The sequence below is a fragment of the Streptomyces sp. NPDC030183 genome (assembly GCF_055573455.1).
Genome location: NZ_JBVIBK010000006.1, coordinates 41,992 through 56,944 on the forward strand (window position 1 = coordinate 41,992; position 14,953 = coordinate 56,944).

General features: G+C 67.9%; 15 protein-coding genes. 9 read left to right on the forward strand and 6 right to left on the reverse strand.

Translation table 11 applies throughout. The annotated features are described in order from the left end of the window. Nucleotides 1–479: 479 nt before the first annotated feature. On the reverse strand, nt 480–2,513 hold the full coding sequence (gene dnaA / locus ACZ4Z2_RS08805; RefSeq protein ID WP_468073829.1) for a chromosomal replication initiator protein DnaA: 2,034 nt from the start codon (nt 2,511–2,513) through the stop codon (nt 480–482). A gap of 417 nt (nt 2,514–2,930) precedes the next feature. Between dnaA and rpmH the strand changes: the two genes are divergently transcribed. The 9 genes from rpmH (at nt 2,931) to ACZ4Z2_RS08850 (ending at nt 9,854) form a co-directional block, all read left to right on the forward strand. Then, a complete protein-coding gene (rpmH, locus tag ACZ4Z2_RS08810; protein ID WP_003956500.1) occupies nt 2,931–3,068 on the forward strand; it encodes a 50S ribosomal protein L34 in 138 nt (45 codons plus the stop codon). A 21-nt stretch (nt 3,069–3,089) separates the two neighbouring features. Then, the gene (gene rnpA, locus ACZ4Z2_RS08815) at nt 3,090–3,461 is read left to right on the forward strand and encodes a ribonuclease P protein component (protein ID WP_159770013.1); all 372 of its coding nucleotides are present in this window, start codon (nt 3,090–3,092) and stop codon (nt 3,459–3,461) included. Next, entirely contained in the window at nt 3,458–3,811 is a 354-nt protein-coding gene (yidD, locus tag ACZ4Z2_RS08820; protein ID WP_468073831.1) for a membrane protein insertion efficiency factor YidD, read from the forward strand. The genes rnpA and yidD overlap by 4 nt, the downstream gene beginning before the upstream one ends. A gap of 3 nt (nt 3,812–3,814) precedes the next feature. Next, on the forward strand, nt 3,815–5,092 hold the full coding sequence (gene yidC, locus ACZ4Z2_RS08825) for a membrane protein insertase YidC (protein ID WP_468073833.1): 1,278 nt from the start codon (nt 3,815–3,817) through the stop codon (nt 5,090–5,092). 15 nt (nt 5,093–5,107) lie between these two features. Next, a complete protein-coding gene (locus tag ACZ4Z2_RS08830; protein ID WP_055514481.1) occupies nt 5,108–5,620 on the forward strand; it encodes a Jag family protein in 513 nt (170 codons plus the stop codon). 115 nt (nt 5,621–5,735) lie between these two features. Then, on the forward strand, nt 5,736–6,452 hold the full coding sequence (rsmG, locus tag ACZ4Z2_RS08835; protein ID WP_390950683.1) for a 16S rRNA (guanine(527)-N(7))-methyltransferase RsmG: 717 nt from the start codon (nt 5,736–5,738) through the stop codon (nt 6,450–6,452). Nucleotides 6,453–6,741: 289 nt separating this feature from the next. Then, the gene (locus ACZ4Z2_RS08840; protein WP_390950781.1) at nt 6,742–7,815 is read left to right on the forward strand and encodes a ParA family protein; all 1,074 of its coding nucleotides are present in this window, start codon (nt 6,742–6,744) and stop codon (nt 7,813–7,815) included. Then, complete coding sequence (locus ACZ4Z2_RS08845) at nt 7,812–8,912, forward strand: ParB/RepB/Spo0J family partition protein (RefSeq protein WP_468073836.1); 1,101 nt, start codon at nt 7,812–7,814, stop codon at nt 8,910–8,912. Before ACZ4Z2_RS08840 ends, ACZ4Z2_RS08845 begins: the two co-directional genes overlap by 4 nt. A 324-nt stretch (nt 8,913–9,236) precedes the next feature. After that, entirely contained in the window at nt 9,237–9,854 is a 618-nt protein-coding gene (locus ACZ4Z2_RS08850) for a GNAT family N-acetyltransferase (RefSeq protein WP_468073838.1), read from the forward strand. Nucleotides 9,855–9,957: 103 nt separating this feature from the next. Here the strand turns inward: ACZ4Z2_RS08850 and trxA are convergent, their stop codons facing one another. From trxA to ACZ4Z2_RS08875, 5 genes are all read right to left on the reverse strand, one after another. Next, nucleotides 9,958–10,290 carry a thioredoxin gene (trxA, locus tag ACZ4Z2_RS08855; protein WP_055537149.1) on the reverse strand — a complete coding sequence of 111 codons (333 nt, stop codon included), beginning with the start codon at nt 10,288–10,290 and terminating at the stop codon, nt 9,958–9,960. 41 nt (nt 10,291–10,331) lie between these two features. Further along, complete coding sequence (gene trxB, locus ACZ4Z2_RS08860) at nt 10,332–11,303, reverse strand: thioredoxin-disulfide reductase (protein ID WP_468073840.1); 972 nt, start codon at nt 11,301–11,303, stop codon at nt 10,332–10,334. A gap of 167 nt (nt 11,304–11,470) precedes the next feature. Continuing rightward, nucleotides 11,471–12,397, reverse strand: a complete 927-nt coding sequence (locus tag ACZ4Z2_RS08865) for an anti-sigma factor family protein (RefSeq protein ID WP_468073842.1) — start codon at nt 12,395–12,397, stop codon at nt 11,471–11,473. Beyond that, a complete protein-coding gene (gene sigM, locus ACZ4Z2_RS08870) occupies nt 12,394–13,107 on the reverse strand; it encodes an RNA polymerase sigma factor SigM (RefSeq protein ID WP_468073844.1) in 714 nt (237 codons plus the stop codon). The genes ACZ4Z2_RS08865 and sigM overlap by 4 nt, the downstream gene beginning before the upstream one ends. 24 nt (nt 13,108–13,131) lie before the next feature. Beyond that, nucleotides 13,132–14,856 (reverse strand): protein kinase family protein, encoded by a 1,725-nt coding sequence (locus ACZ4Z2_RS08875; protein ID WP_468073846.1) that lies wholly within the window; start codon nt 14,854–14,856, stop codon nt 13,132–13,134. Nucleotides 14,857–14,953 lie beyond the last annotated feature (97 nt).

Consider the following 14,953-nt stretch of genomic DNA (forward strand, 5'->3'; position numbering starts at 1 on the left):
GAGAAGCTGGGGATCGCTGGGGACAACCGGCCACAGGCTGTGGGTTGCCGGTGGACAACTTCGTCCACAGTCTGTGGATCTTCCCTTCGTCCACAGTCTGTGGAGATCTTTCGTCCACCAATCCACAGGCTGTTGACCTGGCCTGATGATCCCTCACCAGGCCGCCCTGTGGACATGATCTGCATAACTTCCCGGTCCCCAGGGTGTGGACGGGAGAAAGTCCCCGAATCTGTGGAGGACGGCCGTAACGCGCCAGGTATTCGAACACCGGCTGACGGCCCGGTGACGCCTGACGTCCGCCCGGAGGGTCCCCGGAGGCCCCCCGGAGGCCCTCACGGACGTCGAAAACGGCCTCGGGAACGCCGAAGGCGCCCTCGGGAACTGATCCCGGGGCGCCCTCGGTGGTGTGTGGAGGAGGCTGTCCGCGGCGCACGGCGCCGTTCTACGGGCCGGCCCGCACCTCGGCCGTTCTTGGGTCCTCAGCCGTTCTTGATGCGGTTCGTCAGCTCGGTCACCTGGTTGTAGATGGAGCGCCGCTCGGCCATCAGCGCACGGATCTTGCGGTCGGCGTGCATGACGGTCGTGTGGTCCCGGTTGCCGAACTGCGCGCCGATCTTCGGCAGCGACAGATCGGTCAGCTCACGGCACAGATACATGGCGATCTGCCGGGCGGTCACCAGGGCACGGCCACGCGAGGTGCCGCACAGGTCCTCGACCGTGAGCCCGAAGTAGTCGGCCGTCGCCGCCATGATCGCCGTCGCGGTGATCTCGGGCGACGCGTTCTCCCCGCCGGGGATCAGATCCTTGAGGACGATCTCCGTCAGGCCCAGGTCCACCGGCTGCCGGTTGAGCGACGCGAACGCCGTCACCCGGATCAGCGCGCCCTCCAGCTCGCGGATGTTGCGCGAGATGCGGGACGCGATGAACTCCAGCACCTCGGGCGGGGCGTTGAGCTGCTCCTGCACCGCCTTCTTGCGGAGGATCGCGATACGCGTCTCCAGCTCGGGCGGCTGCACATCGGTGATCAGCCCCCACTCGAAGCGGTTGCGCAGCCGGTCCTCCAGGGTCACCAGCTGCTTGGGCGGCCGGTCGCTGGAGAGCACGATCTGCTTGTTCGCGTTGTGGAGCGTGTTGAACGTGTGGAAGAACTCCTCCTGCGTCGACTCCTTGTCCGCCAGGAACTGGATGTCGTCGACGAGCAGGATGTCCATCTCGCGGTACCGCTTGCGGAAGCTGTCGCCCTTGCCGTCGCGGATGGAGTTGATGAACTCGTTGGTGAACTCCTCCGAGCTCACGTACCGCACCCGCGTCCCCGGGTACAGGCTGCGCGCGTAGTGCCCGATCGCGTGCAGCAGGTGCGTCTTGCCGAGGCCGGACTCCCCGTAGATGAAGAGGGGGTTGTACGCCTTGGCCGGCGCCTCGGCGACGGCCACCGCGGCGGCGTGCGCGAAGCGGTTCGAGGCGCCGATGACGAACGTGTCGAAGAGGTACTTCGGGTTCAGGCGGGCCGTGGGCTCACCCGGACCGGTCGCCGGAGCGGGCTGCGCGGCCAGCGGACCCGGCGCACCCCCGGCCGGACCGCCCCGGTGCGCGCCAGGGCCCCCCGGCGACGACTCGGGAAGCTCACGCCGGTCCGGCCGCTGGTCGTAGTCGCCGCCCGGCCGGTCGTAGTCCGACCGGGCGTAGTCGCTGCGGGGCTTGTCGTAGTCGGCGCGCGGCGCGTCGTACTCCGAGCGCTGGTCGTACGGCGGCCGCTCCATCGTCTGCGGACGGTAGTCCGACGACGGCGACGCGTACGGGTCGCGCTCCGGGAAGCCGAGCCGCTGCTGCTGCCAGCCGTAGTCGTCCTGCGACGGGCGGGGCCAGGCGCCCGGCTCGGGGCGCTGGTACTCCGACGGGTACGCGGGGCGCGCGGTCGGGAGCTGGTCGGCGCGGCCGGTGGGCAGCTGGTCCGCGCGCGGCGGCGGAAGCTGGTCGCCCGGCCCGCCGGTGCCTCGGTCGTCGGCGCGGTGGCGGCCGTAGCTCTCGTAGGGATCGCGGCCCTGGCCCTCGTACGAGTTCTGATTGTCGTAGGAGCCCTGGCTGTCGTACGGGCCGCGCGCGTCCCGTACGCCGTCGTACGTGTCCCTGCCGTCGTAGGCGTCCCTGCCGTCGTAGGAGTCGCGGCTCTGGCCCGGGCCCGTGGAGGGCTCGGGCTCCTCGAAGCGGGACTGGACAGGCGGCGCCGGCGTCTCGCCGACGGAACTGTCCACCGTGATCGCGATACGGATCGGGCGGCCGCACTCCCGGCTCAGGGTCTCGCTGACGATCGGCGCGAGCCGGCCTTCGAGTACGCCCTTCGCGAACTCGTTCGGGACGGCGAGCAGAGCGGTGTCCGCCACCAGCGCGAGCGGCTGACAGCGCCTGATCCAGCGCTCGTCCTTGACCTCGACCCCTTGGCCTCGGCCCTCACCCAGAAGTTGTTCCAGTACTCGTGGCCACACTGCGGCAAGATCGGCAGGTACGTCAGCCACAGGGCACGCTCTCTCACAGGTCCCACGAACGTGTGGTTCTGGGACGGGGGTCGGGATGGAACTCGGGTGGTGCTCTCGGGCCCGGGTCTGGTGGGTCGGTCGGTCACCCGCAGCCGAGGAATGGGAACGAATCGGAGTTCCGTCACGGTAGTCACGGCGGCCGGTACGGTTCAAGTTGTTGTCCCCAGCCTGTGGATAGTGTCCCTCCGTGACCTCTGGTTTGACCGGACGGCTCAGCCGCGCGTACCGTAACCAGGTCGAGTTGTCGATGGCTGCTGCCGCCTGCCTCCGATGGGCACAGATCGCGTCAGGTGATCGGAAAGCGGTGCACTCGGGCGTAATACGAGCTACTCGTGGGCGCACGGTGACAGCCAGGACGGCACCCCGCAACTACCGATTTATTTCTGGAGCCCCCGAGTGAGCAAGCGCACCTTCCAGCCGAACAACCGTCGTCGCGCGAAGACCCACGGCTTCCGGCTGCGTATGCGCACCCGTGCCGGCCGCGCGATTCTCGCGTCCCGCCGTAGCAAGGGTCGCGCCCGTCTGTCCGCCTGATCCCGGTCAGGTCATGCCGTCGTGCTGCCCACCGAGAACCGGCTGAGGCGGCGCGAGGACTTCGCGACCGCGGTACGACGAGGGCGTCGGGCTGGACGCCCGCTCCTCGTCGTTCACCTACGTAGCGGTTCCACGGACCCGCACGCGCCTGGGGAGAGCGCTCCCCCGACGCGTGCGGGTTTCGTCGTGAGCAAGGCCGTCGGCGGTTCGGTCGTCCGCAACAAGGTGAAGCGCAGGCTTCGCCATCTCATGCGCGATCGAGTCGCCCAGTTTCCCCCCGGTAGCCTGGTAGTCGTACGAGCGCTGCCCGGTGCGGGCGACGCCGACCACGTACAACTGGCCCAAGACCTGGATGCCGCCATACGACGGCTACTGGGAGGGGGCGCACGATGAAGTACCCGCTGCTGGCGCTGATCAAGCTGTACCAGTGGACGATCAGTCCGCTGCTCGGGCCGGTGTGCAAGTACTACCCGTCGTGCTCCCACTACGGCTACACGGCCATCGACCGCCACGGCGCGATCAAGGGCACGGCCCTCACGGCCTGGCGCATCCTGCGGTGCAACCCGTGGTCGCTCGGCGGTGTGGATCACGTCCCGCCGCGCAAGCGTCCGCGGTGGCACGAGCTGGTGCGTGGTGCGTGGCGCGCACGCAAGGGCGGGTCCTCCGCCGCCGAACCGGCCACCGAGGGGCATGTCCCTTCGAGCCCGGCCGCCGAGAGCCCGTCCCATGCCCAAGGAGCATGATTAGTGGACACGATTGCCAGTCTCTTCAGCTTCATCACGACACCCGTCTCCTGGGTCATCGTCCAGTTCCACAAGGTGTACGGCGCCCTCTTCGGCGATGACACCGGCTGGGCCTGGGGCCTGTCCATCGTGTCCCTGGTGATCCTGATCCGGATCTGTCTGATCCCGCTCTTCGTGAAGCAGATCAAGGCGACTCGGGCCATGCAGACGCTCCAGCCCGAGATGAAGAAGATCCAGGAGCGCTACAAGAACGACAAGCAGCGTCAGTCCGAAGAGATGATGAAGCTGTACAAGGAGACGGGCACCAACCCGCTCTCCTCGTGCCTTCCCATCCTGGCGCAGTCGCCGTTCTTCTTCGCCCTGTACCACGTGCTCAACAGCATCGCGAACAACGACACCATCGGTGTCATCAACGAGAGCCTGCTGGAGAGCGCGCAGAAGGCGCACATCTTCGGTGCTCCGCTGGCCGCGACCTTCACGGACAGCGCGGCTGAGGCCTCGGCGCTCGACGCCTCGATCACCACGGTCCGCATCGTGACCGCGATCATGATCGTGCTGATGTCGCTGTCGCAGTTCTACACGCAGCGTCAGCTGATGACGAAGAACGTCGACACCACGGTGAAGACGCCGTTCATGCAGCAGCAGAAGATGCTGATGTACATCTTCCCGATCATGTTCGCCGTTTTCGGCATCAACTTCCCCGTCGGTGTCCTCGTCTACTGGCTGACCACCAACGTGTGGACCATGGGCCAGCAGATGTACGTCATCCACAACAACCCGACCCCGGGTTCCAAGGCCCAGGCCGCGTACCTGGAACGCCTCCTCAAGCACGTCACGCGCCACGGCAAGACCCGCAACCGGCGTGAGCGCGCCATCGTCAAGGCGATCGTCGTCAAGGGCCGTGACCGCAACGAGTACGAGCGCAAGTTCATCAACGGTCTGAACAAGGAGGGCCTCGCGGCCCAGCCCGACGGAACCGTGATCAAGGGCGAGGCCTCGGCCGTGGCCACCGCAGAGGACGGTACGCCGACTCCCGCCAAGCGCCAGCAGCCCAAGCGCCAGACCAAAGCCCAGCGTCAGGCCGGTGTCACGAAGACCGCCGACGACGCCGAGCAGCAGAGCGCGCCCACCTCGCTCAGCAAGACCGACGAGCCCGAGGACGCCACGCCGGCGGCCGCAGCCAAGAAGGCGGCGCCCAAGCCCGGAGCCAGCGGCCGCAGCAAGGCCCAGTCCGGTCAGCGCAAGGGCCAGCAGCGCCCCAAGTCCCCGTCCAAGAAGTAAGAAGGAGCCCATCCCGTGACGGAAGGCACCACCTCCGCCGCCTCCGAGGGTGGAGACACCCTCACCCGCCTGGAGCAGGAGGGTGAGATCGCGGCGGACTACCTGGAAGGTCTGCTGGACATCGCCGATCTCGACGGCGACATCGACATGGACGTCGAGGCCGACCGTGCCTCTGTCTCGATCATCAGCGACAGCGGCAGCCGTGATCTGCAGAAGCTCGTCGGCCGGGAGGGCGAGGTGCTCGAAGCGCTCCAGGAGCTGACGCGCCTGGCCGTGCACCGCGAGACCGGCGACCGCAGCCGTCTGATGCTCGACATCGCCGGCTACCGCGCCAAGAAGCGCGCCGAACTCTCCGAGCTGGGCGCCAAGGCCGCCGCCGAGGCGAAGAGCACCGGCGAGCCCGTCAAGCTGAAGCCGATGACGCCCTTCGAGCGCAAGGTCGTGCACGACGCGGTCAAGACCGCGGGCCTGCGCAGCGAGTCCGAGGGCGAGGAGCCGCAGCGCTTCGTCGTCGTGCTGCCTGCCTGATTCGGTACGTACGTTTCTCCGGCCCCGTCTGCCCGCAGGCGGGGCCGTACTTTGTCAGCCTGTTGTTCTGGTGTCAGCGCACAGTGCGCTCTTGCGGTACGGAAGGACGGTCCCCGTGACGGAGGCAGCGGAGCTCCCCCCTGCGCCCGAGCAGGCGCGCGATGTATTCGGTGATCGCTACGCGGACGCGGTCCGGTACGCCGAACTGCTGGCGGAGGCGGGAGTGCAGCGGGGTCTCATCGGCCCACGGGAAGTACCTCGCCTGTGGGAGCGGCACCTGCTGAACTGCGCGGTGCTCTCCGAGGTCGTGCCCGAGGGAGTGACGGTCTGCGACGTCGGCTCCGGCGCCGGACTGCCCGGTATCCCGCTGGCACTCGTCCGGGACGACCTGAAGATCACGCTGCTGGAGCCGCTGCTGCGGCGCACGAATTTCCTGACGGAGGTCGTGGAACTGCTGGGCCTCGACCACGTCACCGTCGTCCGAGGTCGTGCCGAAGAAGTCCTCGGCACGCTTCAGCCAGTCCACGTGGTGACGGCACGGGCCGTGGCTCCCCTGGACCGACTGGCCACCTGGGGCATTCCGCTCCTGCGGCCGTACGGGGAGATGCTGGCGCTCAAGGGCGACACCGCTGAGGAGGAGTTGAAGAGCGCGGCCACGGCCCTGAGCAAGCTCGGCGCGGTGGAGACCTCCATCCACCATGTCGGTGAGGGCGTCGTCGATCCGCTGTCCACGGTCGTGCGTGTGGAAGTCGGCGAGAGTCCCGGCGGTGTGCGCTTCGCGGCGAAGCGGGCGAAGGCGGCCCGGACGGGACGGGCCCGGCGGCGTCGTTGAGGGCCACGCTCGACCACTGATCACGCCGTCCTGACGATGAGGCGTACTCCACACAAGCCTCCCCGCCCACGCATGTCGGAGTGTCGCGCGGTGGTGACCTGAGCGGCTAGGCATCGTGTTTCACGTGAAACGTCGCTCACTGCTACACGGCATCATCGGCCGGGGCCGCGCTGCGGCCGAACCGCGCGACCGGAAGCCTCTCGGGTCACTCGGAGAGGCGACGGAGATTTCCACAGAGGTGGAATTCTCCACAGAACCCCAGGCCTCACTGGTTCATGACCCCGAAGACATGGGAGGCTCTGTTCATTGCGAGCCTGAAGTCGAGGAGAGTGAATCCTTGCGGTCCGACGCCAACATCGCGGGACCGATGACCGATCCGGTCCCCGGTCCCCGTACCGAATCGATGGGGGAGGATGTTTCACGTGAAACACCGCCCCCGATGGACGACACTCCCATCGGTCGTGCTGCCCAGCTGGCAGTAGAGGCTCTGGGCCGCGCCGGGGAAGGACTGCCCCGGCCTGAGCAGACCCGAGTCATGGTGGTCGCCAACCAGAAGGGCGGCGTCGGCAAGACCACGACCACGGTCAACCTCGCCGCCTCGCTGGCTCTGCATGGCGCCCGTGTCCTGGTGATCGACCTGGACCCCCAGGGCAACGCGTCCACCGCGCTCGGGATCGATCACCATGCCGAGGTGCCGTCCATCTACGACGTGCTGGTCGAGAGCAAGCCTCTGGCAGAGATCGTCCAGCCCGTTCCGGATGTCGAGGGACTCTTCTGCGCTCCTGCCACGATCGATCTCGCCGGTGCGGAGATCGAGCTGGTATCGCTGGTGGCCCGTGAGAGTCGGCTCCAGCGAGCAATTCAGGCATACGAGCAGCCGCTGGACTACATCCTGATCGACTGCCCTCCCTCACTCGGCCTGCTGACGGTCAACGCCTTGGTCGCCGGCCAGGAAGTCCTCATCCCGATCCAGTGTGAGTACTACGCGCTGGAGGGCCTCGGCCAGCTGCTCCGCAATGTCGACCTGGTGCGGGGACACCTCAATCCCACCCTCCACGTGTCGACCATTCTGCTCACCATGTACGACGGCCGGACGCGTCTTGCCTCCCAGGTCGCCGACGAGGTGCGCAACCACTTCGGCGACGAGGTGCTACGGACGAGCATTCCGCGCTCTGTCCGTATCTCCGAGGCGCCCAGCTACGGGCAGACCGTGCTGACTTACGATCCAGGATCGAGCGGTGCCCTCTCGTACCTTGAGGCGGCACGAGAAATTGCGCTGAAGGGCGTCGGCGTGGGCTATGACCCGACGCACGCGCACATCGGCGCACAGAACAACCCGAGCATGGTGGAGGGGATCCAGTGAGTGAGCGACGGAGGGGGTTGGGCCGTGGTCTTGGCGCACTGATCCCAGCAGCCCCGACTGGGGAGAAGGCGGCGCCGCCGGCCATCGGAGGCCCTGCGTCTCCCTCACCGACAGCGGTACCGGTCCTTTCCCAGGAGCGCGGAGTGGCGGCCGCGAGGGTCGCCACGCTGCCCAATGTTTCACGTGAAACAGAGGAGCTTCCTCCGAACGGCGGCATCGAGGTACCCGCAGCCCCCATTGGCGCCCACTTCGCCGAGCTGCCCCTCGACTCGATCACGCCGAACCCACGGCAGCCCCGTGAGGTGTTCGACGAGGACCTCCTCCAGGAGCTGGTCACCTCCATCAAGGAGGTCGGCCTTCTCCAGCCTGTCGTCGTACGGCAACTGGGACCGGCCCGCTATGAGCTCATCATGGGTGAGCGGCGCTGGCGTGCCTGCCGTGAGGCCGGCCTGGAGGCGATCCCGGCGATCGTGCGGGCCACGGACGACGAGAAGCTCCTTCTGGACGCTCTCCTGGAGAACCTCCACCGGGCCCAGCTGAACCCGCTGGAAGAGGCCGCTGCCTACGACCAGTTGCTCAGGGACTTCAACTGCACGCACGACCAGCTGGCGGACCGCATCGGCCGTTCCCGCCCTCAGGTCTCCAACACCCTGCGTCTGCTGAAGCTTTCCCCCGCGGTGCAGCGGCGCGTGGCCGCCGGTGTGCTCTCCGCCGGGCACGCCCGAGCGCTGCTCTCGGTCGACGACTCGGAGGAGCAGGACAAGCTGGCCCACCGGATCGTGGCCGAAGGACTGTCGGTACGAGCCGTCGAGGAAATCGTGACGCTCATGGGCTCGCGGCCCAAGGCGACCTCACGCTCCAAGGGCCCTCGGGCCGGCGCACGCGTCTCCCCCGCGCTGAGCGATCTGGCGACCCGGCTCTCGGACCGCTTCGAGACCCGGGTGAAGGTCGACCTGGGCCAGAAGAAGGGAAAGATCACTGTCGAGTTCGCCTCGATGGAAGATCTGGAACGCATCCTGTCGTCGCTCGCCCCCGGTGAAGGGCCCGTCCTTCAGCGGAGCCTGCTGGACGACGACAGCGACGAGGCCGAGGGCTGATCCTTCGACCAGCGGGACGCCTTTCGGCTGGTCGACCCCATGAGCGGGCTGGGTCCGATGTATACCGGACACAGTCCGCTCTTTGCTTGCAGGCAGTGTCTAGGCAATCACATCGTCGATACGATGCGGTTGGGTATGGCGCATCCACCTTGTGGCACCTTCATGGGAGGCGGGGGCAATGCGATCCGTGAGCCGTTCCGGTCTGGTGACCGCGGGCCTGGGACTGGGCGCGGTCGGCGGGTTCATCGGCAGCCTGCTCAGGGAGCGAAGCGCTCTGACAGCCGCTCGCGACGCTGCGGGCGAAGGAAGCGAGGAACAGCCTTCATGGGGCGTCGGCTCGTACCGCTCACGCTGGACAACCTTCAGGACCTTCCCAAGCGTTGCCGCTCGTGCGTCTTCTGGGAGCTGGACCCAGTCAGTGGTGAGGCAGCGGTAAAGGCAGGCACTCCCGCACTGGAGAAAGAAGCCTGGATCTCTGCGGTTCTTCTGGACTGGGGTTCCTGCGGGCGGGTCGTCTATGTGGACGACGTTCCGGCGGGCTTCGTGCTCTACGCACCGCCGGCCTATGTGCCACGCTCCACGGCGTTCCCCACCAGCCCGATCTCTCCGGACGCGGTTCAGTTGATAACTGCCTTCATCGTGCCGGGCTTTCAGGGGCAAGGGCTCGGCCGGGTGATGGTGCAGACCGTGGCCAAGGATCTACTGAGGCGAGGCTTCAAGGCGATCGAGGCATTCGGCGACGCACGCTGGAAGGAACCGGCCTGTGTCCTGCCCGCTGACCATCTGACAGCCGTGGGCTTCAAGACGGTCCGTCCCCACCACGCGTACCCCCGGCTGCGGTTGGAACTGCGGACCACGCTGTCCTGGAAGGAGGACGTCGAGTTGGCGCTCGACCGACTTCTGGGAGCGGTCCAGAAGGAACCCGCACTGCGACCGCTCTGAGAACGACCGAAGCGAGCCGGTGCAAGCGAAAGGGCCGACCCCGGTGGGGTCGGCCCTTTCATGTTTCACGTGAAACATCGTCGCCGTGCGACGGCAGCGGTACCTACTGAGCGATGAAGTCCTCGAGGTCGCGCACGATCGCGGCCTTCGGCTTGGCACCGACGATGGTCTTGGCGACCTCGCCGCCCTGGTAGACGTTCAGGGTCGGGATGGACATGACGCCGTACTTGGCGGCCGTGGCCGGGTTCTCGTCGATGTTGAGCTTGACGATCTCGATCTTGTCGCCGTACTCCTGGGCGATCGCTTCGAGGGACGGCGCGATCTGGCGGCACGGACCGCACCATGCGGCCCAGAAGTCCACCAGGACGGGCTTGTCGTTCTTCAGGACGTCCTGCTCGAAGGAGTCGTCGGTCACGTTCTTCAGGGTGCCGGCCACGGCGGGCTCCTAACTGGTTGGTGCGGTGGGGCGGACGGGGGTCAGACGGTGGTCTTCTCGGGCTCGGCGGTCTGCTCGCCGTCTGCGAGGGCGGCGAGGAAGCGCTCGGCGTCGAGGGCGGCGGAGCAGCCGGTGCCGGCCGCGGTGATCGCCTGGCGGTAGGTGTGGTCGACGACATCGCCGGCGCCGAATACACCGGTCAGGTTCGTCCGGGTCGACGGGGCGGCGACCTTCAGATAGCCCTCGTCGTCCAGGTCGAGCTGACCCTTGAAGAGTTCCGTGCGCGGGTCGTGGCCGATCGCGATGAACAGGCCCGTCACCGGCAGGTCGGACGTCTCGCCCGTCTTGAGGTTGCGCAGCTTCAGGGCGGAGAGCTTCTGGTCGCCCTGGATCTCCGCGACCTCGCTGTCCCAGATGAAGGAGATCTTCGGGTCGGCGAACGCACGCTCCTGCATCGCCTTCGAGGCGCGCAGCGTGTCCCGGCGGTGGACGACGGTCACCGACTTGGCGAACCGGGAGAGGAAGGTGGCCTCCTCCATGGCGGTGTCACCGCCACCGATCACGGCGATGTCCTGGTCCTTGAAGAAGAACCCGTCACAGGTGGCGCACCAGGAGACGCCACGCCCGGAGAGGGCGTCCTCGTTGGGCAGCCCGAGCTTGCGGTGCTGGGACCCGGTGGTGACGATGACGGCCTTGGCACGGTGGACGGTGCCTGCCGTGTCCGTGACCGTCTTGATCTCACCGGCCAGGTCGACGGCCACGACGTCGTCCGCAATGAGCTCGGCACCGAAGCGCTCGGCCTGGGCCCTCATGTTGTCCATGAGGTCAGGGCCCATGATGCCGTCCCGGAAGCCGGGGAAGTTCTCCACCTCGGTGGTGTTCATGAGCGCGCCGCCTGCGGTGACGGCTCCCTCGAACACCAGCGGCTTCAGCGATGCGCGCGCGGTGTAGAGCGCTGCCGTGTAGCCGGCGGGCCCGGAGCCGATGATGATCACGTTACGGACGTCGCTCACGGCTTGTTTCCTCGTCTCTGGAGACTGCTGCGTACTGCCGGTGGGAGCTGCTCTCGGAACTCTCACCCCACCCAACGGATCCTAAGGGGCGTACATTCCCGGTGTGTCCGGGCACACGGAGTCGTGGCGCCGCACAGGGATGCCAGGGGTGGCGTGGCAGGCAGTCCTCAGGGGCGGGCGTAGGTCTGCTTCAGCAGAACCTCTCCGGCGGGTGCCGAGGACTTGCCCACGCAGGAGGCATCGACCACGTAAGCCGTGACGTGCGAAGCATCGTCCGGGACGGGCATGAGGACGAGATAGGCATCCGTCCCCTGATACGTTCCCGGTTCCGAGGCGACGGCCCCTGTCACGTCGCCGATGCCCTTGGCGATGCAGGGAGGCACGTCCTTCGTGAGCTTCGTGGTGGGGCTCGTGCCGAACATCTCCGGATCATCCGGTGCCGTATTGGCGCCGACCGACTCGCGGCCCGGCGCCTCCTTCGTCGTTTGGCCGCCGAGAAGATCATCCACCCGCTTCTGCAGCTTGACCCCGGAGAACACATCGGAGGCAGGGCTCTGAGCAATGGGAGAGTCGTCCCCCGAGCCGCTGTCGCTCACCGACTGGACGAGAAGCACGCCAAGCCCCAGAGCGGCGGTCGCGAACGCCGCGGCGAGGATCTTGACGCGACGGGTGCGCCGCTTGGGCGTGGGACGGCCGGGGCCCGTTGGCCCGCGACCGTGGCCGGCGGGACGATCCGCCACGGTCGATGTTTCACGTGAAACACATACACGGTCGTCCGCGTGGGACGCCGAAGCAGAGGGGTCGGACGTACCGGGCACGACCTCCAGGTCGGGTGCGGTGGCGTTCAGCAGGGCCTCGGCAGCCAGCGCGGCATCGATCCGTCCAGCCACGTCGTCAGGCATGCGTGGTGGGCCCGGCAGGGTGCCGAGCAAGCCTCGGATCTCCTCCAGCGAGGCGTACACATCAGCGCAGAGGGCGCACTGGTCCAGGTGCTGTCGGACGTCCTCCGTACGGGACGGCGGTAGGAGACCTTCGGTGAGGTCGGAGATCTCCTCGACGTCCGGGTGTCCGGCTGTGTCGGTCGTGGATGTCACGCTCGCCCACCTCCGCCCTTCACAGCAGCTGAATCGCTTGGCCCTGCATCATGTGGTCCTGCTGCGGGTGGGACGGATGTCCCCTGCGTCCGGTTCCTTCCGCGCCCCGACTTTTCGCCGCCGTCACCCCCTCCGTCACCGCGGAGATGGGTCAGCAGCGGCAGAAGCCTGGCTCTGCCACGGGCACAGCGGCTCTTCACCGTCCCGGTCGGGACATCGAGGATCCGAGCGGCCTCCGCCACCGGGTAGCCCTGCATGTCCACCAGGACGAGGGCCGCGCGCTGGTCCTGCGGCAGGGTGCCCAGGGCCTCGAGGAGCTGGCGGTGCACATCGTTGCGCTCGGCGGGCGCGGAGGCCGACTCGTGCGGCTCCAGCAGTTGCTCCAGGCGCTCGGTGTCGTCGACCGGGGAGGTCTTGCGTGAGGCTGCCTTGCGGGCGCGGTCCAGGCAGGCGTTCACCGTGATGCGGTGGAGCCAGGTCGTGACGGCCGACTGACCGCGGAAGGTGTGCGCGGCCCGATAGGCGGAGACCAGCGCGTCCTGGACGGCGTCAGCGGCCTCCTCACGGTCTCCCAGGGTCCGCAGCGCCACCGCCCACAGCCGGTCCCGGTGACGCCGCACGAGTTCCGCGAAGGCATCGGGATCGCCCTCGACATGCTGGGCCAGGAGGTCCTGATCGCTCGTTCCGCTGTGATCAGCGCCTGGCGCCATCGGACCCCCTTCCTCGCAGAACTCTCAGCCCATGAACTTCACGTCGGTGATCGCCTGCTTGTAGCCGGCGCCACTGAACTGGTCCGGCCCCGACTTGGGTACGGCGGTCAACCAGACCAGAACGTACCGGGTCTTCACCGGCTTCTTGGCGGAGATCTTCAGGTTGGTCCCGCTGGTCGTGCTCGTGGCGATCTTCGTCATCGAGTTGAGGGGGGCGGACGACGACAGGGAGTCGGCCGCGTAGAGGGTGGCCGACGTGTGGTCGCCGGCGTAGTACAGCCCTATTGACGCAGCCGACACCTCCTGGGCAGAGCCCAGGTCGTAGACGATGCCGACGCCCTGCTTGTAGGGCGCGAGGGTGGGGCCGTCGTTGAAGGAGTAAGTCCGCCAGTACGTGGAACCGCTCTTGTCGTAGGTCAGCTGCACGTCGTTGGCGTGCTGCGGCTTACCGTCCGGGTAGTACTCCACGGCGCCGCTGATGCTGCGCCTCGTGAGCGGCTTGGCGGGGTTGTCGCCCTTGTCGTTGTCCGTCGTCTGGCTCGTGTCCGTGTCGTCGGACCGGTTGCCGCGCTCCATCAGAGCGTCCGCCAGCTGCCAGCTGCCCAGACCGAGCGCGGCGATCAGCAACGCCGACACAGCCCACTTGAGGGCCTTTCCGGTACGGCTCTGCAGCGGCGGCGGAGGGGTCGCAATGGGCTGGGTGGCGCCCGGGTGGGACGTCTGACGGCCGTAGGTGCCCTGCTGGTACGTGGTGCGCTGATAGTCGGGCGGGGCGGTGAACACCGACTCCGGCGGGCGGATGCGGGGCATCTCGCCGATCGCCTTCACCAGCTCCTCCGGTGTCGTGCACGGAGATTCGTGCCGGGAGGCGGTGGCGCCGTCGTTGGCCAGGGCGCGCATGGCGAGCTCGGACAGACCGCGGTGGACGCCGGCCCGCACCTGGTCGGGAGCGATGAGCCCGACGCCCTTGGGAAGCCCGGAGAGGCCGTGTGCGTCGTTCTCGTAGGGCCAGCGCTGGGTGAGCGACGCGTAGAGCAGTGCGCCGATCGCCTCGGTGTCCGTGCGCTGGGGGGTGTCGGACCGAATGCCGCGCAGCGCCGCGTTCACCGCGAGGCCGCGGATGCGCCACTGTCCGGCGGCGGAGCGCAGGACGGCGCTGGGGTTCAGCCGGAGGTGGGCCAGGCCCTCGCGGTGGGCGGCGGCCATGGCGTGCGAGACCTGGCTGACCATCTGGTACGCGTCATGCGGTTCCAGGGGGCCGGAGGCGAGGAGCGTCGTCAGTTCCGTGGCGTCGGGGAGCCACTCGTGCACCACGTACACGAGGTCGTTCTCCTCCACGGCGTCCAGCACCTGGACGAATCGGGGGTCACCCAGCAGCGCCGAGGAACGCGCCGCCGCCAGCACGGCACGGGCGCGTGCGTGGTCGGCCGGCAGGACGTGAACTCCCACCGCGCGCCGCAGTTTCTCGTCCACGGCACGCCAACTGCTGAAACCGTCCAGACGGGTGACGCACTCTTCGAGGCGGTAGCGCCTGGCGAGCTTGTGACCACTGTGCAGTTCGGGCGGTGTCGTCCTGGAAGGGCTCTCGGTGCCGCCGCTTCCGTGTGCCTCTTCGCTCGCCGAGCTTTCCGTGTCCCGCTCCCGGTTCTGGGCCTCCCCGTCGGCCGTGGACTGGTCCGCCTGCGCGGTCAGCGGCTCGTCGCCGCTGTTGTCTGCCACGTCGACGGCAGCCGTGCTCCGTTCCGCCACCGTCGTTCCTGCCTCCCCAATCCGTTGCGCGCTCTGCGACGCCAAAGCCAATTGTGCCCACAGTCCGCCGCTATGAGCGACACGCGACGACGGACGA

Bases quoted from the DNA above. Each gene is read 5' to 3' on its own strand.
- yidD (WP_468073831.1), top strand. From the start codon at position 3,458: ATGAAGTACCCGCTGCTGGCGCTGATCAAGCTGTACCAGTGGACGATC.
- ACZ4Z2_RS08840 (WP_390950781.1), top strand. From the start codon at position 6,742: ATGGGAGGCTCTGTTCATTGCGAGCCTGAAGTCGAGGAGAGTGAATCC.
- ACZ4Z2_RS08850 (WP_468073838.1), top strand. From the start codon at position 9,237: ATGGGGCGTCGGCTCGTACCGCTCACGCTGGACAACCTTCAGGACCTT.
- sigM (WP_468073844.1), bottom strand. From the start codon at position 13,107: ATGGCGCCAGGCGCTGATCACAGCGGAACGAGCGATCAGGACCTCCTG.